Origin of the sequence: Vibrio breoganii (genome assembly GCF_001677275.1) — a bacterium.
Taxonomy (GTDB): Bacteria; Pseudomonadota; Gammaproteobacteria; order Enterobacterales; family Vibrionaceae; genus Vibrio; species Vibrio breoganii.
The window spans coordinates 508,010-529,713 of record NZ_CP016177.1 but is presented as its reverse complement, the minus strand read 5'-3'; the positions used below and the strand labels follow the sequence as shown (position 1 = coordinate 529,713).

General features: G+C 46.2%; 14 protein-coding genes, 5 tRNA genes and 3 rRNA genes. 9 read left to right on the top strand and 13 right to left on the bottom strand.

Annotated features, from left to right (window positions below; all coding sequences use genetic code 11):
• Window positions 1–84 precede the first annotated feature (84 nt).
• The 4 genes from trhP (at window position 85) to A6E01_RS02510 (ending at window position 3,136) form a co-directional block, all read left to right on the top strand.
• On the top strand, window positions 85–1,458 hold the full coding sequence (gene trhP, locus A6E01_RS02525; protein ID WP_017028937.1) for a prephenate-dependent tRNA uridine(34) hydroxylase TrhP: 1,374 nt from the start codon (window positions 85–87) through the stop codon (window positions 1,456–1,458).
• A 3-nt stretch (window positions 1,459–1,461) separates the two neighbouring features.
• On the top strand, window positions 1,462–1,716 hold the full coding sequence (locus A6E01_RS02520; protein WP_017028938.1) for a YfhL family 4Fe-4S dicluster ferredoxin: 255 nt from the start codon (window positions 1,462–1,464) through the stop codon (window positions 1,714–1,716).
• Between the two features lie 104 nt (window positions 1,717–1,820).
• The gene (locus A6E01_RS02515) at window positions 1,821–2,276 is read left to right on the top strand and encodes a DUF6314 family protein (protein ID WP_065209489.1); all 456 of its coding nucleotides are present in this window, start codon (window positions 1,821–1,823) and stop codon (window positions 2,274–2,276) included.
• Window positions 2,277–2,305: 29 nt separating this feature from the next.
• A complete protein-coding gene (locus A6E01_RS02510; protein ID WP_065210334.1) occupies window positions 2,306–3,136 on the top strand; it encodes a DMT family transporter in 831 nt (276 codons plus the stop codon).
• A gap of 571 nt (window positions 3,137–3,707) precedes the next feature.
• Here the strand turns inward: A6E01_RS02510 and A6E01_RS02505 are convergent.
• The 11 genes from A6E01_RS02505 to rluD form a co-directional block, all read right to left on the bottom strand.
• Window positions 3,708–3,784, bottom strand: a tRNA-Asp gene (locus A6E01_RS02505).
• Window positions 3,785–3,977: 193 nt separating this feature from the next.
• A 5S ribosomal RNA gene (gene rrf, locus A6E01_RS02500) occupies window positions 3,978–4,093 on the bottom strand.
• A 152-nt stretch (window positions 4,094–4,245) separates the two neighbouring features.
• Window positions 4,246–7,135, bottom strand: a 23S ribosomal RNA gene (locus tag A6E01_RS02495).
• A gap of 405 nt (window positions 7,136–7,540) precedes the next feature.
• Window positions 7,541–7,616: transfer RNA gene (locus A6E01_RS02490), tRNA-Val, on the bottom strand.
• Between the two features lie 35 nt (window positions 7,617–7,651).
• Window positions 7,652–7,727, bottom strand: a tRNA-Ala gene (locus A6E01_RS02485).
• A 37-nt stretch (window positions 7,728–7,764) separates the two neighbouring features.
• Window positions 7,765–7,840: transfer RNA gene (locus tag A6E01_RS02480), tRNA-Lys, on the bottom strand.
• A gap of 2 nt (window positions 7,841–7,842) precedes the next feature.
• A tRNA-Glu gene (locus A6E01_RS02475) sits at window positions 7,843–7,918 on the bottom strand.
• 130 nt (window positions 7,919–8,048) lie between these two features.
• Window positions 8,049–9,601, bottom strand: a 16S ribosomal RNA gene (locus A6E01_RS02470).
• Together the 16S, 23S and 5S rRNA genes with 5 tRNA genes alongside form the textbook arrangement of a ribosomal RNA operon.
• Window positions 9,602–10,091: 490 nt before the next feature.
• Window positions 10,092–12,668, bottom strand: coding sequence for an ATP-dependent chaperone ClpB (gene clpB / locus A6E01_RS02465; protein WP_065209488.1), 2,577 nt, complete (start codon window positions 12,666–12,668; stop codon window positions 10,092–10,094).
• Window positions 12,669–12,757: 89 nt separating this feature from the next.
• Window positions 12,758–13,480 carry a peptidoglycan editing factor PgeF gene (gene pgeF / locus A6E01_RS02460; protein WP_017026918.1) on the bottom strand — a complete coding sequence of 241 codons (723 nt, stop codon included), beginning with the start codon at window positions 13,478–13,480 and terminating at the stop codon, window positions 12,758–12,760.
• Complete coding sequence (rluD, locus tag A6E01_RS02455) at window positions 13,480–14,454, bottom strand: 23S rRNA pseudouridine(1911/1915/1917) synthase RluD (RefSeq protein ID WP_017026917.1); 975 nt, start codon at window positions 14,452–14,454, stop codon at window positions 13,480–13,482. Before rluD ends, pgeF begins: the two co-directional genes overlap by 1 nt.
• 142 nt (window positions 14,455–14,596) lie before the next feature.
• Between rluD and bamD the strand changes: the two genes are divergently transcribed.
• The 5 genes from bamD (at window position 14,597) to yjjX (ending at window position 19,322) form a co-directional block, all read left to right on the top strand.
• Window positions 14,597–15,322 (top strand): outer membrane protein assembly factor BamD, encoded by a 726-nt coding sequence (bamD, locus tag A6E01_RS02450; protein ID WP_026026046.1) that lies wholly within the window; start codon window positions 14,597–14,599, stop codon window positions 15,320–15,322.
• An 89-nt stretch (window positions 15,323–15,411) separates the two neighbouring features.
• Complete coding sequence (locus tag A6E01_RS02445) at window positions 15,412–16,863, top strand: MltF family protein (RefSeq protein WP_017026915.1); 1,452 nt, start codon at window positions 15,412–15,414, stop codon at window positions 16,861–16,863.
• A 267-nt stretch (window positions 16,864–17,130) separates the two neighbouring features.
• Window positions 17,131–17,487, top strand: coding sequence for a ribosome hibernation-promoting factor, HPF/YfiA family (gene hpf / locus A6E01_RS02440; RefSeq protein WP_017026914.1), 357 nt, complete (start codon window positions 17,131–17,133; stop codon window positions 17,485–17,487).
• A gap of 128 nt (window positions 17,488–17,615) precedes the next feature.
• Window positions 17,616–18,794, top strand: a complete 1,179-nt coding sequence (gene pheA / locus A6E01_RS02435) for a prephenate dehydratase (RefSeq protein ID WP_017026913.1) — start codon at window positions 17,616–17,618, stop codon at window positions 18,792–18,794.
• 12 nt (window positions 18,795–18,806) lie between these two features.
• Window positions 18,807–19,322, top strand: coding sequence for an inosine/xanthosine triphosphatase (gene yjjX / locus A6E01_RS02430; RefSeq protein ID WP_065209487.1), 516 nt, complete (start codon window positions 18,807–18,809; stop codon window positions 19,320–19,322).
• Window positions 19,323–19,379: 57 nt separating this feature from the next.
• Here the strand turns inward: yjjX and trpR are convergent, their stop codons facing one another.
• The gene (trpR, locus tag A6E01_RS02425; protein WP_017243547.1) at window positions 19,380–19,676 is read right to left on the bottom strand and encodes a trp operon repressor; all 297 of its coding nucleotides are present in this window, start codon (window positions 19,674–19,676) and stop codon (window positions 19,380–19,382) included.
• 32 nt (window positions 19,677–19,708) lie between these two features.
• Window positions 19,709–21,631 (bottom strand): transglycosylase SLT domain-containing protein, encoded by a 1,923-nt coding sequence (locus A6E01_RS02420; RefSeq protein ID WP_017026910.1) that lies wholly within the window; start codon window positions 21,629–21,631, stop codon window positions 19,709–19,711.
• Window positions 21,632–21,704 lie beyond the last annotated feature (73 nt).

The window sequence follows — 21,704 nt, the reverse complement described above, 5'->3', positions numbered from 1 at the left end:
GACGATCCCGTAAAATTCGCCCTCCTTATATCTCGCTACAAGGTGGCGAGATCCTGACTTGAAATCAGAATAGAGTATACAAACATGTTCACACCAGAATTACTTTCTCCTGCGGGTAGCCTAAAAAACATGCGCTACGCATTTGCATACGGCGCAGACGCGGTTTATGCAGGCCAACCACGATACAGTCTTCGTGTTCGTAACAATGAGTTTAACCACGAAAACCTGCAAATCGGTATCAATGAAGCACATGCCCAAGGCAAGAAACTGTATGTGGTTTGTAACATCCAGCCTCATAACTCTAAGTTAAAAACCTTTATCCGCGACCTTAAGCCCGTGGTTGAAATGGGCCCTGACGCTCTGATCATGTCAGATCCAGGCCTTATCATGATGGTTCGTGAAGCATTCCCGGACATGCCTATTCACCTATCCGTTCAAGCAAACGCAGTAAACTGGGCGACAGTGAAGTTCTGGTCTACTCAAGGTGTAGAGCGCGTTATCCTTTCTCGTGAGCTTTCTCTTGAAGAAATCGAAGAGATCCGTGAGCACTGCCCTGAAACAGAACTAGAAATCTTTGTACACGGTGCTCTTTGCATGGCGTACTCTGGTCGCTGCCTACTGTCAGGTTACATCAACAAGCGTGACCCGAACCAAGGCACCTGCACCAACGCATGTCGTTGGGAGTACAAAGCAGAGAAAGCAACGGAAGATGAGACAGGTCAAATTGTTGAAATTCAAGAAGCGGTTCCTCAAGAGAGCCAAGAGCGTCCAGACAATACTCTAGGTTTAGGTAAGCCAACTGACGAGGTTGTGCTTCTATCTGAATCTCATCGTCCTGAAGAGAAAATGGCGGCATTCGAAGATGAGCATGGTACCTACATCATGAACTCTAAAGACCTACGCGCGGTACAGCACGTAGAGCGTCTAACTAAGATGGGTGTACACTCTTTGAAGATCGAAGGTCGTACTAAGTCTTTCTATTACTGTGCACGTACTGCTCAGGTATATCGTAAAGCAATTGATGATGCTGTTGCAGGCAAGCCATTTGATGAGAACCTACTAGGAACTCTAGAGAGCCTTGCACATCGTGGCTACACTGAAGGTTTCCTTCGTCGTCATACCCATGATGCTTACCAGAACTATGAGTACGGCTATTCAGTATCAGACTCACAACAGTTTGTAGGTGAGTTTACCGGCAAACGCCGTGGCGATCTTGCTGAAGTAGAAGTGAAGAACAAATTCTTGGTCGGTGATAGCCTAGAGCTAATGACTCCAGAAGGTAACGTTGTCTTCAACCTTGAAGTCATGGAGAACCGTAAATCTGAGAGCATCGACGATGCTAAGGGTAATGGGCACTTTGTATTTATCCCAGTACCACAAGACATGAACCTAGAGTTTGGCTTGCTAATGCGCAACCTTAACTCTGGTCAAGATACTCGTAACCCATCAGGTAAATAATCGATGGCTCTATTGATCCAAAAAACGTGCATTAATTGCGATATGTGCGAACCTGAATGCCCAAACGATGCCATCAGCATGGGGGACTCTATCTATGAGATAGATCCGAACCTATGTACTGAATGTAAGGGTCACTATGATGCACCAACGTGCCAATCGGTGTGTCCGATTACTAAGTGTATTATCACTGACCCTCAGCATGTAGAGACCGAAGAGGAACTACTAGAGAAGTTTGTGATTATTCAGGGTATGGCATAGAGCCACTTAAATTATCATCCTATAAAATCCGATACTCATTAGTGACTATCGGATTTTTTATAACTAAAAAAGATGCAATTATCTAGGGAAGACAGAGAGCGACTATGTTTGATCTTTGGCAACAGCTGCAATTGATTAATCACTACCAATACCAATCAAAACCCGGAGCCAATTCAGTGATGGGTTGGGCAGGAGAAGGAAGTGGTTCAGTCAACATAGAGATGGAAGAAAACGATACCCTTTACTTTAAAGAGCAAGGGCGTTTCACTCTTGAGCAAAATGGACATACTGTCGACACTCAAAACGAGTTCATATGGCAACGTCTGGGCGCTCTAAAAATTAAGCTGCTGCACAGCCGCTTCGGCAGAGAGAACGCAGTAGAGCTATTTGTGCTCAGCTACAACGCTGAGACAAAACAATGGATTAGTGATTCAGCACATGTCTGTGGTGATGACCTATATAGCGGCATGGCCAAATGGAATAATGACTCCATCGAGTTTAATTGGTCAATCAGCGGTCCGCGTAAACAAGAAAACTTGCATTATCGCTATACGAGGTAGTTTTGGGATTTTTAATCATTACAACGATCATGTGGTCGTTATCATTCAGTTTAATTGGAGTCTACTTAGCGGGACAAGTGGATGCATATGTATCAGTTTGGATTCGTATCGCATTAGCAGCAGTAGTCTTTTTGCCTTTGCTTCGCTTAAAGGCGGTGAAAAAGTCCGAAGCACTGCAACTTATGGGGATTGGTGGTATCCAGCTTGGTTTGATGTACATTTTCTACTATCAATCCTTCTTGCTACTGACGGTACCAGAAGTATTGGTGTTTACCGTCTTTACCCCAATTTATGTCACCCTTATTTATGATGCCCTCAAAAAGCAATTCAATCCTCTGTATTTAGTCAGTGCGTTTGTCGCTGTCATCGGTGCTCTGGTTATTCGCTATGACAACCTAACAGAGGATTACCTTATCGGCTTCTTAGTCGTCCAGTGCTCTAACCTCTGTTTTGCATTTGGTCAGGTTGGCTATAAGTATTTCAAAGAGAGCCGCGAAGAAATGGCACAGCGAGATATCTTTGGTTGGTTCTATATTGGTGCTTTAGTGGTCGTCACCATCGCTTGGGCTATCTGGGGCAAAGCTGAACTGCCTACAGATCCAACACAAATTGGTGTGCTGCTTTGGTTAGGTATCGGTGCTTCCGGATTGGGTTATTTCTTATGGAACAGAGGCGCGAGCCAAGTAGACCCAGGTTACCTTGCCATCATGAACAACGCACTGATCCCGGCAGGATTGATTGTTAATGTCACTATCTGGAATAGAGATGTAGACATGACTCGTCTTATCATTGGCGGTGGCATCATACTATTAGCTTTGTTTATTCATTCGAGAATAAAGCGGAAGGTTGTTAAGAGTTAGTTCTGATAGTTAAGATTGGAGAGGCTGCCGAGAGGTGGCCTTTTTTTGTGACTGGGGTTCTGGGTTCTGGGTTCTGGGTTCTGGGTTCTTTAGGCTAAGGGCTCTGGTTGGTCTCATAAACTCTTTATACTGCATGCCTATTAATATCCTAAGAAACCTGTAGGTGTTGGTTGAAACAGGTACGTACTCATTATCACAGCTCACATATGAGCTAGACCATACCAGCAGGAATAGATCGCAGACAATATGTAATTAACGATGGACAGAATTGCACGGAGCAAAAGGTAAGTATGTTCGCTAAGAAAGTTTTTCTACAGGCAAGAAAAAAGCCCTAGTCTTTCGACGCGGACGGCCAGTCTAGGGCTTCTTATTAGTGGCGGAGTGGCCCGGCTTGGGTTCAATCGAACTCGCGCACGAGCGGGACTCGTTTGCTCCCAGAGCAAAATATAATCCAGATAGCAAAAAACCTCAGCCTTTCGTCGCGGACGGCTAGTCTGAGGTTTTGTTTCAATTAATGCTAAAGCTATAGACGAAAAAAAGCCCTAGTCTTTCGACTAGGGCTTTTTATTAGTGGCGGAGTGGACGGGACTCGAACCCGCGACCCCCGGCGTGACAGGCCGGTATTCTAACCAACTGAACTACCACTCCGCACCAATTTGTGCGATTAATTTCTAATGAAACCAATCAAAGTCTTTCATCCAAAGTCTGACACTTTTGTTGCTTTGGACTTTAAATTGTTTCTGTGACGCCGCAGATTTTGTCGAGAGAAGCACAGTGTACGTTAGTACATGAGCATCGCATCGGCAAAAGATGCAAGTTACGGGAACAATTTATGTTCAAAGCCTGGCGATGTCCTACTCTCACATGGGGAAACCCCACACTACCATCGGCGCTATTATGTTTCACTTCTGAGTTCGGCATGGAATCAGGTGGGTCCACAATGCTATGGTCGCCAAGCAAATTTCTTATTTGTCTTCAGCTTTTTCAAAAAAAAGCTGAAAGCAAAAATTAATAATTCGGAAAGCTGCTTCTCTATAAAAGAGAGTTAAAAGTTTTTATCACACATTCAAAGTTCTTACTTCGAGTCCACAAAACCCCTTGGGTGTTGTATGGTTAAGCCTCACGGGCAATTAGTACAGGTTAGCTCAATGCCTCGCAGCACTTACACACCCTGCCTATCAACGTTCTAGTCTCGAACAACCCTTTAGGACACTTAAAGTGCCAGGGAAGACTCATCTCAGGGCTCGCTTCCCGCTTAGATGCTTTCAGCGGTTATCGATTCCGAACTTAGCTACCGGGCAATGCCATTGGCATGACAACCCGAACACCAGAGGTTCGTCCACTCCGGTCCTCTCGTACTAGGAGCAGCCCCCTTCAATCTTCCAACGCCCACGGCAGATAGGGACCGAACTGTCTCACGACGTTCTAAACCCAGCTCGCGTACCACTTTAAATGGCGAACAGCCATACCCTTGGGACCGACTTCAGCCCCAGGATGTGATGAGCCGACATCGAGGTGCCAAACACCGCCGTCGATATGAACTCTTGGGCGGTATCAGCCTGTTATCCCCGGAGTACCTTTTATCCGTTGAGCGATGGCCCTTCCATTCAGAACCACCGGATCACTATGACCTGCTTTCGCACCTGCTCGAATTGTCATTCTCGCAGTCAAGCGGGCTTATGCCATTGCACTAACCACACGATGTCCAACCGTGTTTAGCCCACCTTCGTGCTCCTCCGTTACTCTTTGGGAGGAGACCGCCCCAGTCAAACTACCCACCAGGCACTGTCCTCATCCCCGATAAGGGGACTAAGTTAGAACATCAACACTACAAGGGTGGTATTTCAAGGATGGCTCCAACGATACTGGCGTACCGTCTTCAAAGCCTCCCACCTATCCTACACATGTAGGGTCAATGTTCAGTGCCAAGCTGTAGTAAAGGTTCACGGGGTCTTTCCGTCTAGCCGCGGGTACACTGCATCTTCACAGCGATTTCAATTTCACTGAGTCTCGGGTGGAGACAGCGTGGCCATCATTACGCCATTCGTGCAGGTCGGAACTTACCCGACAAGGAATTTCGCTACCTTAGGACCGTTATAGTTACGGCCGCCGTTTACCGGGGCTTCGATCAAGAGCTTCGACCGAAGTCTAACCCCATCAATTAACCTTCCGGCACCGGGCAGGCGTCACACCGTATACGTCATCTTACGATTTTGCACAGTGCTGTGTTTTTAATAAACAGTTGCAGCCACCTGGTATCTGCGACTCCTAGTAGCTCCATCCGCAAGGGACTTCACCGCCAAGAGCGTACCTTCTCCCGAAGTTACGGTACCATTTTGCCTAGTTCCTTCACCCGAGTTCTCTCAAGCGCCTTGGTATTCTCTACCCGACCACCTGTGTCGGTTTGGGGTACGATTTCTTATAATCTGAAGCTTAGAGGCTTTTCCTGGAAGCATGGCATCAATGACTTCACTGCACGTAGCAGCTCGACATCGTATCTCAGCGTTAAGAAAGTCCGGATTTACCTAAACCTTCCGCCTACATACTTGAACCTGGACAACCATCGCCAGGCCCACCTAGCCTTCTCCGTCCCCCCATCGCAATTATAAGAAGTACGGGAATATTAACCCGTTTCCCATCGACTACGCCTTTCGGCCTCGCCTTAGGGGTCGACTTACCCTGCCCCGATTAACGTTGGACAGGAACCCTTGGTCTTCCGGCGAGGGGGTTTTTCACCCCCTTTATCGTTACTCATGTCAGCATTCGCACTTCTGATACGTCCAGCAGCCCTTACAGACCACCTTCAACCGCTTACAGAACGCTCCCCTACCCCGCATACAAAAGTATGCAGCCGCAGCTTCGGTGTATAGCTTAGCCCCGTTACATCTTCCGCGCAGGCCGACTCGACCAGTGAGCTATTACGCTTTCTTTAAATGATGGCTGCTTCTAAGCCAACATCCTGGCTGTCTGAGCCTTCCCACATCGTTTCCCACTTAGCTATACTTTGGGACCTTAGCTGGCGGTCTGGGTTGTTTCCCTCTCCACGACGGACGTTAGCACCCGCCGTGTGTCTCCCGGATAGTACTCAATGGTATTCGGAGTTTGCAAAGGGTTGGTAAGTCGGGATGACCCCCTAGCCTTAACAGTGCTCTACCCCCATTGGTATTCGTCCGAGGCGCTACCTAAATAGCTTTCGGGGAGAACCAGCTATCTCCAGGTTTGATTGGCCTTTCACCCCTAGCCACAAGTCATCCGCTAATTTTTCAACATTAGTCGGTTCGGTCCTCCAGTTGATGTTACTCAACCTTCAACCTGCCCATGGCTAGATCACCTGGTTTCGGGTCTAATTCTAGCAACTCGACGCCCAGTTAAGACTCGGTTTCCCTACGGCTCCCCTATACGGTTAACCTTGCTACTAAAATTAAGTCGCTGACCCATTATACAAAAGGTACGCAGTCACGCTTCGAGGCGCTCCTACTGCTTGTACGTACACGGTTTCAGGTTCTATTTCACTCCCCTCACAGGGGTTCTTTTCGCCTTTCCCTCACGGTACTGGTTCACTATCGGTCAGTCAGTAGTATTTAGCCTTGGAGGATGGTCCCCCCATGTTCAAACAGGATATCACGTGTCCCGCCTTACTCGTTTTCACTTAAAATGCGTTGTCGGTTACGGGGCTATCACCCTATACTGCGAGACTTTCCAGACTCTTCACCTGACGCATTAAAAGCTTAAGGGCTAATCCAATTTCGCTCGCCGCTACTTTCGGAATCTCGGTTGATTTCTCTTCCTTCGGGTACTTAGATGTTTCAGTTCCCCGAGTTTGCCTCATTAACCTATGTATTCAGTTAATGATACGTGCTTATGCACGTGGGTTTCCCCATTCAGAAATCCCAGACTCAAATGGTTATTACTACCTAATCTGGGCTTATCGCAAGTTATTACGTCTTTCATCGCCTCTGACTGCCAAGGCATCCACCGTGTACGCTTAGTCACTTAACCATACAACCCCAAAGGGTCTTGCTTACGCAATGCAGTTGCTACGCTGCAGTATGACGTTTCCAAGGTGCGTTATCTCTTTATTATGAGCGAGATAACATTCGATTTTGCCGGACTCAAATTTGAATGCACTCTGGCAAGAGTACATTCCCAAGAACACTTGAATGTGTGTTGGTACCTACATCAATAAAGATATAGGATTTGAGAACTTTTAAATTTGATAAATAATGAAATCACATTATTTATCGTCAGCTTTCCAAATTGTTAAAGAGCATGAATTTCTAGCCAAAAGGCAATAAAAAAACATTTTCTAATTACTTTCAGTTACTTCGCTTAGGCGACAAAAATCCCAACCAGTATCAATTTCTTGTTCTGGTTTGGAATAAGTTTCCAAAAATAGTTAGAGAATGGTGGGCGATACCGGGCTCGAACCAGTGACCCCCTCCTTGTAAGGGAGGTGCTCTCCCAACTGAGCTAATCGCCCACATTTTATTGTTCAGTGGTATGAACATTCTAAGATGGTGGAGCTATGCGGGATCGAACCGCAGACCTCCTGCGTGCAAGGCAGGCGCTCTCCCAGCTGAGCTATAGCCCCATCTTAGGAACTATTTTCTCCTTTTAAGGGGAGAAAATGGTGGGTCGTGCAGGATTCGAACCTGCGACCAATTGATTAAAAGTCAACTGCTCTACCAGCTGAGCTAACGACCCAATGGTATCCCGTAGGGGAGTCGAACCCCTGTTACCGCCGTGAAAGGGCGGTGTCCTAGGCCTCTAGACGAACGGGACACTAGATTTATCTTTACTCCGAAGAGCAAACATAAACTGTTGAAACACCTTGGGGGGTGTTTCAAAAATCTCTCTTTACTTTCTAAACCATATCAATCTGTGTGGACACTCATCGTGAGTAATCATCGTATAAGGAGGTGATCCAGCCCCAGGTTCCCCTAGGGCTACCTTGTTACGACTTCACCCCAGTCATGAACCACAAAGTGGTGAGCGTCCTCCCGAAGGTTAAACTACCCACTTCTTTTGCAGCCCACTCCCATGGTGTGACGGGCGGTGTGTACAAGGCCCGGGAACGTATTCACCGTGACATTCTGATTCACGATTACTAGCGATTCCGACTTCATGGAGTCGAGTTGCAGACTCCAATCCGGACTACGACGCACTTTTTGGGATTCGCTCACCATCGCTGGTTGGCCGCCCTCTGTATGCGCCATTGTAGCACGTGTGTAGCCCTACTCGTAAGGGCCATGATGACTTGACGTCGTCCCCACCTTCCTCCGGTTTATCACCGGCAGTCTCCCTGGAGTTCCCACCATTACGTGCTGGCAAACAAGGATAAGGGTTGCGCTCGTTGCGGGACTTAACCCAACATTTCACAACACGAGCTGACGACAGCCATGCAGCACCTGTCTCAGAGTTCCCGAAGGCACCAAAGCATCTCTGCTAAGTTCTCTGGATGTCAAGAGTAGGTAAGGTTCTTCGCGTTGCATCGAATTAAACCACATGCTCCACCGCTTGTGCGGGCCCCCGTCAATTCATTTGAGTTTTAATCTTGCGACCGTACTCCCCAGGCGGTCTACTTAACGCGTTAGCTCCGAAAGCCACGGCTCAAGGCCACAACCTCCAAGTAGACATCGTTTACGGCGTGGACTACCAGGGTATCTAATCCTGTTTGCTCCCCACGCTTTCGCATCTGAGTGTCAGTATCTGTCCAGGGGGCCGCCTTCGCCACTGGTATTCCTTCAGATCTCTACGCATTTCACCGCTACACCTGAAATTCTACCCCCCTCTACAGTACTCTAGCCTGCCAGTTTCAAATGCGGTTCCGAGGTTGAGCCCCGGGCTTTCACATCTGACTTAACAAACCACCTGCATGCGCTTTACGCCCAGTAATTCCGATTAACGCTCGCACCCTCCGTATTACCGCGGCTGCTGGCACGGAGTTAGCCGGTGCTTCTTCTGTCGCTAACGTCAAACACTAAAGCTATTAACTCTAATGCCTTCCTCACGACTGAAAGTACTTTACAACCCGAAGGCCTTCTTCATACACGCGGCATGGCTGCATCAGGCTTGCGCCCATTGTGCAATATTCCCCACTGCTGCCTCCCGTAGGAGTCTGGACCGTGTCTCAGTTCCAGTGTGGCTGATCATCCTCTCAGACCAGCTAGGGATCGTCGCCTTGGTGAGCCATTACCTCACCAACTAGCTAATCCCACCTGGGCATATCCTGAAGCGAGAGGCCCGAAGGTCCCCCTCTTTGGTCCGTAGACGTTATGCGGTATTAGCCATCGTTTCCAATGGTTATCCCCCACATCAGGGCAATTTCCCAGGCATTACTCACCCGTCCGCCGCTCGACGCCCAACAAATCACCCGAAGGGTCAATGTTGTCGTTTCCGCTCGACTTGCATGTGTTAGGCCTGCCGCCAGCGTTCAATCTGAGCCATGATCAAACTCTTCAATTAAAGTTTTGTTGTTCCGAAGAACGGCTCAATGAATACTGACTTCAAAACTACTTATGTAATTCTAAAGCTATTATCGTTCCAACAGAACGATAATGAATTGACTGTGCCAATGACTAAAAGTCATCGTTTTGGTCACTCAGTTCATTGATAAATCTTTTCGATTATCATCAACGAGTGCCCACACAGATTGATAGGTTTAAATTGTTAAAGAGCGTTGCTTTTCAAGGGTTACCTCTCCAAGCGGACGGCCTATTCTAATGAGATAATTATCAGTGTCAACCACTTTTTTATTAATCATTTCATCTTTTTAGAACCGCTTGTTGTCTGCGATGTTTATCGTGACAACGGAGGCGCATTATAAGAATAAAACGCCCCCTGACAACCCCTAGAAAGGACTTTTTTCAACAAAAAGCACTGACCGTTTATTTTTCAAACAAAGCAAACGTTTTCGTGCTAATTCTACCGTGAAATAAACGAGTAATTTAGGTGATTAACCTTGTCTAGCGACGATATCACCACCTTCAACAACCAATTCTATTGGCTCTCCTGGAGCAAATTTTCCTGACAACAGTGATTTTGCCAATGGATTTTCAATATATTGTTGAATGGCACGCTTAAGTGGTCTCGCACCATAAACAGGGTCAAAACCAATATGAGCAATTTTATCCAGCGCTTCATCAGTAATAGACAGCTGGTACTCTTTGGCTTCTAAACGCGCAATCAATGCTTGAAGCTGAATAGAAGCAATATTGCGAATATGTTTTTCACCTAGAGGGTGGAAGACGACACTTTCATCCACGCGGTTTAAAAACTCTGGACGGAAATGGCTTCTCACCACTTCCATTACTCGCTCTTTCATTTGCACATAGGATGCCTCACCAAATCCCTCTTGGATCTGCGTAGACCCTAAATTAGAGGTCATGATCAAGACAGTATTGCGGAAATCCACCGTACGACCTTGTCCATCGGTAAGTCGCCCATCATCGAGCACCTGCAGAAGTATATTGAATACGTCAGGATGCGCCTTCTCTACTTCATCCAATAGAATAACCGAATAAGGCTTACGTCTTATCGCTTCGGTAAGATACCCGCCCTCTTCGTAACCGACATAACCAGGAGGCGCGCCTACTAATCTAGCAACAGAGTGTTTTTCCATGAATTCGGACATATCAATGCGAACCATGGCATCTTCACTATCAAACATAAAGTTGGCGAGTGTCTTGCACAGCTCGGTCTTACCTACACCCGTTGGACCGAGGAATAAGAATGACCCAATAGGTTTATTGGGATCAGAGAGCCCCGCACGACTACGACGTATAGCATCAGAAACGGCGCTTACTGCCTCATTTTGTCCGATAACATTTTCATGCAGCTCTTCTTCCATGCGCAATAGCTTAGACTTTTCAGCCTCAAGCATCTTCGCCACAGGAATACCAGTTTGTTTTGAGAGCACTTCTGCAATTTCTGCATCCCCTACTTTATTCTTAAGTAAGGTCAGCTCTTTCTGCTCAGCTTCAGAGGCAAGTTGCAGATGCTTCTCTAATTCAGGGATACGACCGTACTGTAGCTCAGACATTCGATTAAGGTCGCCCGCTCGGCGCGCAAATTCAATATCTAAACGCGCTTGCTCGAGCTCTGCTTTGATATTTTGTGTACCCGATAGTGAGGCTTTTTCAGCCGTCCATACCTCATCAAGTTCAGCATACTGGCGTTCTTTATCTGACAGCTCTTCGTTGATCAGCATTATGCGCTTACGACTGGCATCGTCATCTTCTTTATTTAGCGCCTGCTGCTCCATCTTTAATTGAATGATTTTACGATCAAGCTTGTCCATCGCCTCTGGCTTTGAGTCGATCTGCATACGAATAGAAGAGGCAGCCTCATCAATTAAGTCTATCGCCTTATCTGGCAATTGGCGGTCAGAGACATAACGATGTGATAGCGTCGCAGCTGCAACAATCGCAGGGTCAGTAATATCAACATGGTGGTGAAGCTCATACTTCTCTTTTAAGCCACGCAGGATTGCGATGGTATCTTCCACACTAGGCTCATCCACCAGCACTTTTTGAAAGCGGCGCTCAAGCGCTGGGTCTTTCTCTATATATTGGCGGTGTTCATCTAATGTTGTTGCTCCAACGCAGTGAAGTTCGCCTCGAGCCAATGCAGGTTTTAGCATATTACCGGCATCCATAGCGCCATCGGCTTTACCCGCACCGACCATGGTATGCATTTCATCGATAAAGAGGATGATATTACCCTCTTCTTGAGCCAGTTCATTCAGCACTGCTTTTAGACGCTCTTCAAACTCACCTCTATATTTGGCACCGGCAATCAATGCGCCCATATCCAAAGCAAGTACGCGACGTCCTTTGAGTCCTTCTGGGACTTCATCATTGATAATGCGCTGAGCAAGTCCTTCGACAATAGCGGTTTTGCCTACACCCGGTTCACCAATCAGTACAGGGTTGTTTTTGGTTCTGCGCTGCAGCACTTGAATGGTACGACGAATCTCATCATCTCGACCAATAACTGGGTCGAGTTTGCCCTGCTCTGCACGAGCAGTAAGGTCAATGGTGTATTTCTCTAATGCTTGACGCTGCTCTTCGGCATTAGGGTCATCTACCTTTTGACCACCCGTGATCTTTTCAATGGCTTCAACGATTTTCTTTTCAGTGACACCTTGAGACTTGAGCATTGGCCCGAGCTGACTGTTGTCATGAATCGCCGCTTGCAAGAACAACTCAGACGAGATGTAACTATCGTTGCGTTTTTGCGCGAACTTATCGCACAGATTAAGTAGCTTGGTCAGTGATGAAGAGACTTGTACATCAGCAGACATGCCACTGACTTTTGGAAAGCTATCCAGCTTTTCTGATAATTGAGCACGTAGCTGCGCAATATCAACCTGTATTAAGGTTAATAGTGGTCTTACGCTCCCTCCCTCTTGATTGAGTAAAGAGAAGAGTAGATGTGATGGCTCGATATATTGATGATCTCGGCCTACTGCCAAAGATTGGGCATCAGAAAGTGCGGCTTGAAATTTACCGGTTAAACGATCGTAACGCATGTTGGCCTCCTGAGAGCAATGAATGAGTATTTAATTATCACATGGTTGCATCAAAAGGCATTTTCAAGTGTTAGGTATAAGAAGGAGAGTTATTCAATCCAAATAAAGCTAGATTGACGCCCAGTAGATGCTTGTCTGCGGTAAGAAAAGAAACGCTCTGAGTCGGAGTATGTGCATAAGCCTGAAAGGGTCACATCATGGCAACCCGCTCTTTGCAGTCTCAGCTTGGCGAGTAAGGGAAGATCGGCCATCCACTTGCCTGGTTTGTGCTGATGAAAAGCAATGACATCGCCACCGTTACTATCAACAAACTGCTGCCTTACTTCATCTCCCACTTCAAATGCATCCAAGCTAATGGCTGGACCAACCCAAGCAATAACGGGAGAGGTAAAATGGCTTAACGTGTTTTCTAAGATCCCACCGACTAAACCGCGCCATCCAGCATGAACGCTTGCCACTTTCGTGCCGTCGACGCTAGCGAATAAAACAGGCAAGCAATCTGCGGTCATAACACTGCATACAACCCCTGGTACAGATGTCACTAAGGCATCAGCTTCAATGGTTTCAGAGGTAGGCTCGGTTAATTCGACCACAGTGGTAGAGTGTGTTTGATTCATCCACACAGGAGGGGAAGGCATCTTGCTCAGCTCAGCAAGATGCTCTCGGTTTCTTTGAACGATAACTGGGTCATCATTCACATGCATCCCTAAGTTAAGACTGGCAAAATCGTCTGATGAGAAGCCACCCACTCGAGTAGAGCTAATGGATTTCACGCGATCTGCAACGTCCCAACTAGGATGCAAGTAACTCATTAATATTCGTCTTCGTAGTTCAGACGCATATCTTGGCGCAGAGCCTCTGCCATTTCGACCATGTCATCAGGCACAGGTGCATGAAACTGCATTTCTTCACCGCTTGATGGATGATCAAACTTCAGCATAACCGCATGCAGGGCTTGACGATCAAAGCCACGAATCATCGCAGTTAACTCTTCTGAAGCCCCTTTAGGGATGCGCGCACGACCACCGTAAGCAATGTCCCCAAGTAGAGGGTGTTGCAAATAAGACATGTGCACACGAATCTGGTGAGTACGACCGGTTTCTAGACGAAGTCTAATACGAGTATGTTCACGGAAATGCTCCGCAACTCGATAGTGCGTTACGGCCGGCTTGCCTAATTCGTTTACTGCCATCAAGGTGCGCTTAGTAGAGTGACGACCAATAGGTTTTTCTACCATGCCACCGGCTGTCATTTTGCCAATGGCAATCGCTTCGTATTCACGAGTAATACGGCGCTTTTGCAAAGCACGTACAAGGCGAGTCTGAGTTGGTACATTCTTCGCCACCACCATCAAACCTGTAGTGTCTTTATCAAGACGGTGCACAATACCTGCACGCGGTACTTCGGCGATTTGTGGATAGTGGAACAACAGGGCGTTAAGCACTGTGCTATCGGGGGTACCCGCTCCAGGGTGAACAACAAAGCCACGAGGCTTGTTGATAACCAATAAATCTTCGTCTTCGTAGACGATGTCTAGAGGGATATCTTGCGCTTCCCAACGTTCTTCATCTTCGATCTCGGCTTGAACTGTGATCTCTTCACCGCCCATTACCTTTATGCGAGCTTTGGTCACGACAACGCCATCAACGCTGACTTTTCCAGCAAGCAACCACTCTTTCATGCGCGAACGAGAAAACTCGTCGAACAATTCTGCAATGGCCTGATCTAGGCGTTGGCCTAGTTGGCTCTCTTTTACGGTACTTTTTAATTCTATCTGCTGGGCCATATCGAACTTTTTAAAAAACTGTGGGACTAATGCTTGTTTATATGAAAAAATAAGCGTTCTATCCGTTATTGTATCTGCTTACTCGTCGATTGTAACGGCAACCAAGGAAATAAATTAATTGAGCATGGCTTCTCGTTTTAACATGAAACATCAAACTATAATCGGTCTTCTGTCTGCTTTGTTGCTTTTTGGATGCAGCAGTAGCGATGAAATCGTACCTGATATCCCACCTGCAGAATTGTATGCTGAGGCTCAAATCTCTTTAAGAGCAGGTAATTGGTCTTCTGCTGTAGAAAAACTGGAAGCTTTGGATTCTCGTTACCCATTCGGTCCGTATTCAGAGCAAGTTCAGCTGGATCTTGTGTATGCCTACTATAAGAATGATGAGCTACCACTAGCTCTCGCGACCATTGAGCGCTTTACTCGCTTGAACCCAACGCATGAAAAATCAGATTGGATTCTGTATATGCGTGGTCTTTCTCATATGGCGCAGGACAGAAACTTCCTTCACGATGTGTTTAACATCGACCGTTCAGATCGCGATCCAGAGCCTGTTAAGCTGGCATTCAATGACTTCAAGCGCCTGCTACAACGCTATCCAAACAGTCCATACGCTGAAGATGCGCAGCAACGCTTGGTCTTCTTAAAGAACCGCCTAGCAAACTATGACTATGCGACAGCAGATTTTTATATCCGCCGTGAAGCATGGATCGCCGCTATCAATCGCAGCCAAGAGATTCAGCGCAGCTATCCTGATACAGATGCGGCTAGAAAGTCTCTACGCTTGCAACTTATTGCTTATAAAGAGCTTAATTTAGACGATGCGGTTGCTCGAACTGAAAAATTGATTGAGCTAAATCCCCTTTAAGTGTTAAATTCTAGAAACGGAATGTTAAATTTTTAACATTCCGTTGTGGCGCATGCGCCACTTTTTCATAACCCAACACGGAATGTTGTATGAAAAATCTTGTAATTTGGCTACTTGCCTCATCGTTAATATCCTTTTCTACACAAGCATTGGAGCTGTCTCCTTTACTTAACAATACCTATACTGGTGACTATAAAACCCTTAAAGAGAAGGGCGTTGTACGCGCATTAGTATCCGCTGATCTTGGTTTTTATTATGTCGAGGGTGGTAGACCCAAAGGCATTATCGCCGAACAACTTCATCACTTCGAAATGAACCTCAAGAAGGCGCACCCTTTTATGAGGGTTAAAATTATTCCAGTTGCCAGAGACGAACTGTTTGACGCTTTGAATGAGGGATATGGTGATATTGCGGTAGCAAACCTTACCATTACAGAACGCCGAGAGAAGATCATCGATTTCAGCACCCCTATCCTAAATGGGGTGAATGAACTGTTTCTAACCAGTGACAAGGTTGAAGAAATTATCTCCTTCGAGCAGGCCAGTGGCATGGAAGTGTGGATACGCGCCAGTTCAAGCTACTTTGAAAGCATCCAAGTTCTCAACCGAAAGCTATCCAGCAACGGACTCACGCCGGTTAGAGTCAACTTTATTCAAGAAAACCTTCAAGACATTGAACTGATCGAAATGGTCAATCAAGGGCTGATTCCAGCCACCATCATTGATAGCCACAAAGCGCAATTATGGGTGAACGTCATGGAAAACGTTCAGGTACACGAGCAATTGCCATTGCGTACTGACGGACAAATTGCATGGGCTCTGCGCCATGACAGCCCTGAATTTAAAAAGGTCATTAACCGCTACTTGAAGACCGCCAAGGGGGGAACCTTACTGGGTAATGTCATCTACGGTAAATACCTACAAGACACCCGCTGGTTGACTCGTGCATTGAATCCAAAAAAAATGGAAAGGTTAGCAAACTTGTCTAAGTTGTTTGAGCGCTATGGACAGGAGTACGAGATTGATTGGGTTATGTTATCGGCTCAAGCTTTCCAAGAATCAGGTTTAGACAACAGCAAGGTCTCACATCGAGGAGCCGTTGGCATAATGCAGGTATTACCTGCTACGGCGAGAGACCCTTACATCAACATTCCCAATATCAAGCCCGTTGAAAACAACATTCACGCTGGCACAAAATACCTTCGCTTTATTCACGACAGATACTTTAGCGACCCAGACATCGAGGCCAACGATAAAGTTTACTTTAGCCTAGCTTCCTACAATGCAGGCCCAGCTAAGATACGCAGAATGCGAGCATTGGCGAAGAAGCAAGGCTTTGACCATAACGTATGGTTTAACAATGTTGAGATTGTGGCTCGACGCAACATTGGCCGTGAACCTGTACAGTATGTTGCCAACATCAATCGCTACTACACCATCTATAAACAACTAGGTGAGATCCAAGATCAGCGAAACGAACATAACAGTGAATTAATTGAAGAGATCGAAGCGGTGCAGTTAATCTTTGACGTTGATGATTAGTTCCGTCCACTTGCGTTATAAATCAAGCAGCTATAGAACCAACAGAGGCACTAAAAATCATTGATTCTTAGTGCCTCTATCCATTCAAATTTGACATCAAAAAGTGATGACCGCAAGGGTTTTCTTGCAAAGCTATGCAAATAATCACAAACATTACCGGCTATTAAACAACTACGCCTTAATGTGACGCAGATCACAAAAAACATTTCATTAGCGTCGTAATCTGAATTCATCCCATAAGGGGTTTACACAGAGGAAGCGACATATATGAAAATGAATATCACTGGCAAAAACATCGAAATCACCTCTGCGATTCGCGCTCACATTGAAGAAAAATTTAAAAAATTAGAAAAGTGGCAAGTCGACATTATTGGTTGCAACGCTAGCTTCCAAGAAGAGCCAAACAAGAATAAGAAATTTGAAGCCGTACTTAGCGTACCAAAAGGCCAACTGGTTGCCTCAGCTGTTCACGCGGACCTATACACTGCCATCAACGAAGTAGAACAAAAATTAGAGAGACAACTGAACAAACTTCGTCACAAACCAGAAGCACGACGAGCGAGTCATGCAGAGGTTCCTGCTGAACCAGAAGAGCCAGTCATTGAAGAAGAAGAAGTCTACTAACAGATCACTGGAACTTAACTTTCACAAACAGCGCCTATATGGCGCTGTTTTTCCTTGACCCTAATTCCCGCCTTAGCTTATTGTGAATCGTATATCACTTTTTCACCCCCCATATAAAGGAATTAGGAATGGCTGAAACACCACTTTCTCTCGATGAAATTCGCAATCGACTCAATGTTCTAGATGACAAGCTACTGAGTTTGCTGTCAGAGCGTCGTAGCTTGAGCCTAGAAGTTGCGAAAAGCAAAGTGGAAACATCGAAGCCTGTTCGCGATGCAGATAGAGAGCAGCAGCTCCTTGTTAAACTGATCAACAATGGTAAAGACAAGTACCAATTGGATGCAGAATACATCACTAAGGTATTTCACACCATCATTGAAGATTCTGTATTGCTGCAGCAATCCTACCTGCAAAATCTAGTGAACCCTGCTCTGCAGCGTAAACCACTGGCAAGAGTCGCTTTCTTGGGGGCTAAAGGATCATATTCACACCTAGCAAGTCGCGATTACTTCAGCCGTCGTAATACAGACCTTATAGAACTCAACTGTGATTCCTTTAAAGAGGTCACCAAAACGGTTGAGTCTGGGCATGCCGACTACGGCGTATTGCCAATAGAGAACACCAGCTCTGGCTCTATCAACGAGGTATACGACCTACTCCAGCACACTACCTTGTATATCGTTGGTGAACTATCACAACCTATTGAGCACTGCCTACTATCCACAACAGACGTGCGATTAGAAGAGATTAAGACCCTTTACTCTCATCCACAGCCTCACCAGCAATGCAGTGACTTCTTGGGACGCTTGAAGGGCGTTAAACTAGAGACCTGCGCAAGTACAGCAGATGCCATGCTGAAGGTGAAAGAGCTTAATCGTCCTGATGCAGCCGCCATTGGTAACGCATTAAGTGGCAAGCTATATGGCCTGCAAAACGTACAAGAAAATATCGCCAACCAAACAGAAAACCATACGCGCTTCATTGTTGTCGCTCGTAAATCTGTTAGCGTTTCGGATCAGATCCCAGCGAAAACAACCCTGATCATGTCCACCTCTCAAGAGGCAGGTTCGCTTGTTGAAACGCTGTTGGTATTGCAGCGCCACAGCATCAACATTACCAAGCTAGAATCACGCCCAATCATGGGTAACCCTTGGGAAGAAATGTTCTATATGGACCTTGAGGCGCACTTAGACTCACAAGCTACCCAGATGGCCATCAACGAACTAGTGAAAATCACTCGTTTCCTAAAGGTGTTGGGCTGTTATCCAAGTGAGAATATCAAGCCTACTCAGATTAAGGTTCCATAGGAGAGCATTAAGATGCAAACAGTCATTGTCGCCTCTCTGAACCCTGCCAAAATAAAAGCGGTGGAAAGTGCTTTTGGTGAGGTATTTCCTGAGCAAGCCTTCAGCTTTGATGGTGTGAGTGTTGATAGCGAAGTGAGTGACCAGCCACTCTCTAACGAAGAGACGAAACTAGGCGCTCAAAATCGTGTTTCAAATGCAAAACAAGTCATCCAAAGTGCGGATTATTATGTGGGGCTTGAGGCGGGTATTGAAGGCAATGCCACGTTTGCGTGGATGGTCATAGAATCAAAGGATCAGCATGGAGAGTCACGCTCGTCTAGTTTGATGCTGCCTCCCAAGGTGTTGAGCTTAATAGAGCAAGGCAAAGAGCTCGGGGATGCGATGGATGAAGTCTATGGCACAAACAACATAAAACAAAAAGGCGGCGCGATTGGTATCTTAACGAATAACCGATTGAGCCGAAGCAGTGTGTATCACCAAGCTTTGATCTTGGCTTTAATCCCATTTGTTAACCAAGACGCCTTTTAAGCGTCTTGACCACAAACGACACCAAAAGCCTCAGTATCTTTAATTGGTGCTGAGGCTTTATTCTATGAAGGGTTTAAGCAGGCGAGAAACCAGTTGCTGTTCCTCTTCTGAACGCCTCTTTAACTCATTAGACCCGCGCGTCACCGTCGCAATACCCACACCCAATTCTTGGCTGATCTGGCGCTGTGAGCATTTCTCATTAAGCAATTTATGCAAAATTTTGGCGCGAGTGACCAAGGCCTCTTTTTCGTCAGGAGTGAGCATAATCGACAGTAGTGTCTGATGCTCTCCTTCTTCTGTGGCCTTGGCGATGGTGAAAAGCAGCTTTTGCCACTCTTGCTCAACTGAATTCATAGTATGTTGACTGACTAATTGAAACTCCCCTATTAATACTTCATTTCAGACTCTAAGTCAGATAAAAATGACCCTTGCTCGTTTAAAATGTCGCGGTAATAGACCTCAAACATCAGGATATTTTGAATGTAGCCACGGGTTTCTTTAAATGGGATCGCTTCAATATACGAGTAGGCATCCACTTTCCCGCCAGTGCGCTTTCTCCAAAGCTTAACTCGATGTGGCCCTGCGTTATAAGCGCCAAACGCCAGTATGCGATTGCCCTGATAGTCACCAAGTAACCCCGCAAGGTATTGGCTACCTATTTCTATATTCTTATTCACCTCAAACAGCTCATCTTCACCGGCGTAGTCGATATCGTACTTCTTGGCCGTATATGAGGCTGTTTTTGGCATAATCTGCATTAGTCCGCGCGCCCCAACGGGTGATTGGGCATCAATATCTAACGCACTTTCTTGTCTTGCCAACGCCATCAGGGTCACAGGATCAAGATCGTATTTCTCAGCATAAAAGTTAAACCACCATTGATGTGCAATAGGAAAGCGTAAACTAATATGATCCCACATCTTGGCATCAATAGTGGCAATGACGGTCAGGTGATTCCAACGCATCGATGCTGCATATTGGGCCAATGCTTTTTTCTGCTCGGCATTGGCGCGCGCCAATAACCAGCGCCACTCACGTTTTGCAGCAGTGATCTTATCAACGGCAATCAGTTCTTTTATTCGTGCCAGTGACGATGAGAATGGCTTGACCGATGCCTTCTGCTCAGTCAACACAGAGGTGCTGTATTTAATCGGCTTACCTAGATAGTCTGCAGCGGCAATGCTGTAGAAGTTTCTTTCACCGAGTAGACTCTGCATCTGAGCCTTGCCCTTCTCAACATCACCTAAAGCGATATCCGTACGAGCTTGCCAGTACTTCCAGCGCTTGGAGTTTTTCTCTTTGCTTGGCAGCTTGCTGATCCACACATCGAGACCTTTCCAATCCTGATGTTGAATGGCTAAGCGCGCTCTTCGCTCCAGCCATTTAGGATTAGTACTGCTCAAAAGCGCTTTATCACGCCACTTAGCAAGGTCTTCGTCTTCCGTGTTAATCAAGCTATAAGCGATGTAATCTGCCGTATCTTGATACTCTTTATCGGAAAACTGCTGAGCCTTTGCCACATTGTCTAATACCTGTATGGCAAGCTCTGGATTCGCTTCTTGATAAGTAATGCGCTTCAACGCGGCCAAGGAGACCTTCTTATTTATTTCACTCTGAGGCTGAGAAGTGGCAAACTTTTCTATCTTCGATTTATTTTTGTATAGGTTATAGATGGCGACTGCGTTTTCTCTTGCTGCTTCCGACTTAGGTAGATCTTTTAGGTGATTCAATAATCGACCATTACGACGCGCAAATGCCAGCTCAATACGTTGCAAGATCAGTTCATCCTTGCGCAACCCTGCGTCGCTCCAAGCTTCAAATAATTCATCACACTCAGGTGCGACACTTGAGCCAGTCAGCCACAACTCTGATGCCCCCTTAAACGCATCAACGGTTTTTCCTACTTGATACTGAGCAAAGTAGTAGCTGCATTGGTAACTTTGCATTCGTGGTTTATTGGCTTGAAAGCGATAAAACCCGTGCCAATCTTCCGCTTCGACTAACGCATCAAGATAAGCCCCTCTCACCGACTGAGAAAAAGGGTATTGATAGTGGTCTTTAATGTACTGCTCGACTTCATCAGGAGTACGCGTCGCGATATCAGTCATATACACGCGATAGTCCAGATAAGGAGTCAGTGCGTAACTATCTATTTGTTTTCTAAGAGGTTGATATTCGGTTAACTTGTTTTCAGTGATTAGAGATTGAGCTTCCTCATACATATCTCGCTGTTGTTGCAGTGTTAATGCTGAGACAGATAGGGAAACCATCCCTACCCCTACTCCTAACCATTTGATGAATGCAGACATATTTCTCTCTTACGGTGATGATAATGGTTCAATTGCCTTCTTTCATAATACGCAACAATTGGTGACATTTGTA

What these genes read in the sequence shown, in the direction of transcription:
- trhP (WP_017028937.1), top strand. Translation starts at nt 85, where the DNA reads ATGTTCACACCAGAATTACTTTCTCCTGCGGGTAGCCTAAAAAACATG.
- A6E01_RS02520 (WP_017028938.1), top strand. Translation starts at nt 1,462, where the DNA reads ATGGCTCTATTGATCCAAAAAACGTGCATTAATTGCGATATGTGCGAA.
- A6E01_RS02515 (WP_065209489.1), top strand. Translation starts at nt 1,821, where the DNA reads ATGTTTGATCTTTGGCAACAGCTGCAATTGATTAATCACTACCAATAC.
- A6E01_RS02510 (WP_065210334.1), top strand. Translation starts at nt 2,306, where the DNA reads ATGTGGTCGTTATCATTCAGTTTAATTGGAGTCTACTTAGCGGGACAA.
- clpB (WP_065209488.1), bottom strand. Translation starts at nt 12,668, where the DNA reads ATGCGTTACGATCGTTTAACCGGTAAATTTCAAGCCGCACTTTCTGAT.
- pgeF (WP_017026918.1), bottom strand. Translation starts at nt 13,480, where the DNA reads ATGAGTTACTTGCATCCTAGTTGGGACGTTGCAGATCGCGTGAAATCC.
- rluD (WP_017026917.1), bottom strand. Translation starts at nt 14,454, where the DNA reads ATGGCCCAGCAGATAGAATTAAAAAGTACCGTAAAAGAGAGCCAACTA.
- bamD (WP_026026046.1), top strand. Translation starts at nt 14,597, where the DNA reads ATGAAACATCAAACTATAATCGGTCTTCTGTCTGCTTTGTTGCTTTTT.
- A6E01_RS02445 (WP_017026915.1), top strand. Translation starts at nt 15,412, where the DNA reads ATGAAAAATCTTGTAATTTGGCTACTTGCCTCATCGTTAATATCCTTT.
- hpf (WP_017026914.1), top strand. Translation starts at nt 17,131, where the DNA reads ATGAAAATGAATATCACTGGCAAAAACATCGAAATCACCTCTGCGATT.
- pheA (WP_017026913.1), top strand. Translation starts at nt 17,616, where the DNA reads ATGGCTGAAACACCACTTTCTCTCGATGAAATTCGCAATCGACTCAAT.
- yjjX (WP_065209487.1), top strand. Translation starts at nt 18,807, where the DNA reads ATGCAAACAGTCATTGTCGCCTCTCTGAACCCTGCCAAAATAAAAGCG.
- trpR (WP_017243547.1), bottom strand. Translation starts at nt 19,676, where the DNA reads ATGAATTCAGTTGAGCAAGAGTGGCAAAAGCTGCTTTTCACCATCGCC.
- A6E01_RS02420 (WP_017026910.1), bottom strand. Translation starts at nt 21,631, where the DNA reads ATGTCTGCATTCATCAAATGGTTAGGAGTAGGGGTAGGGATGGTTTCC.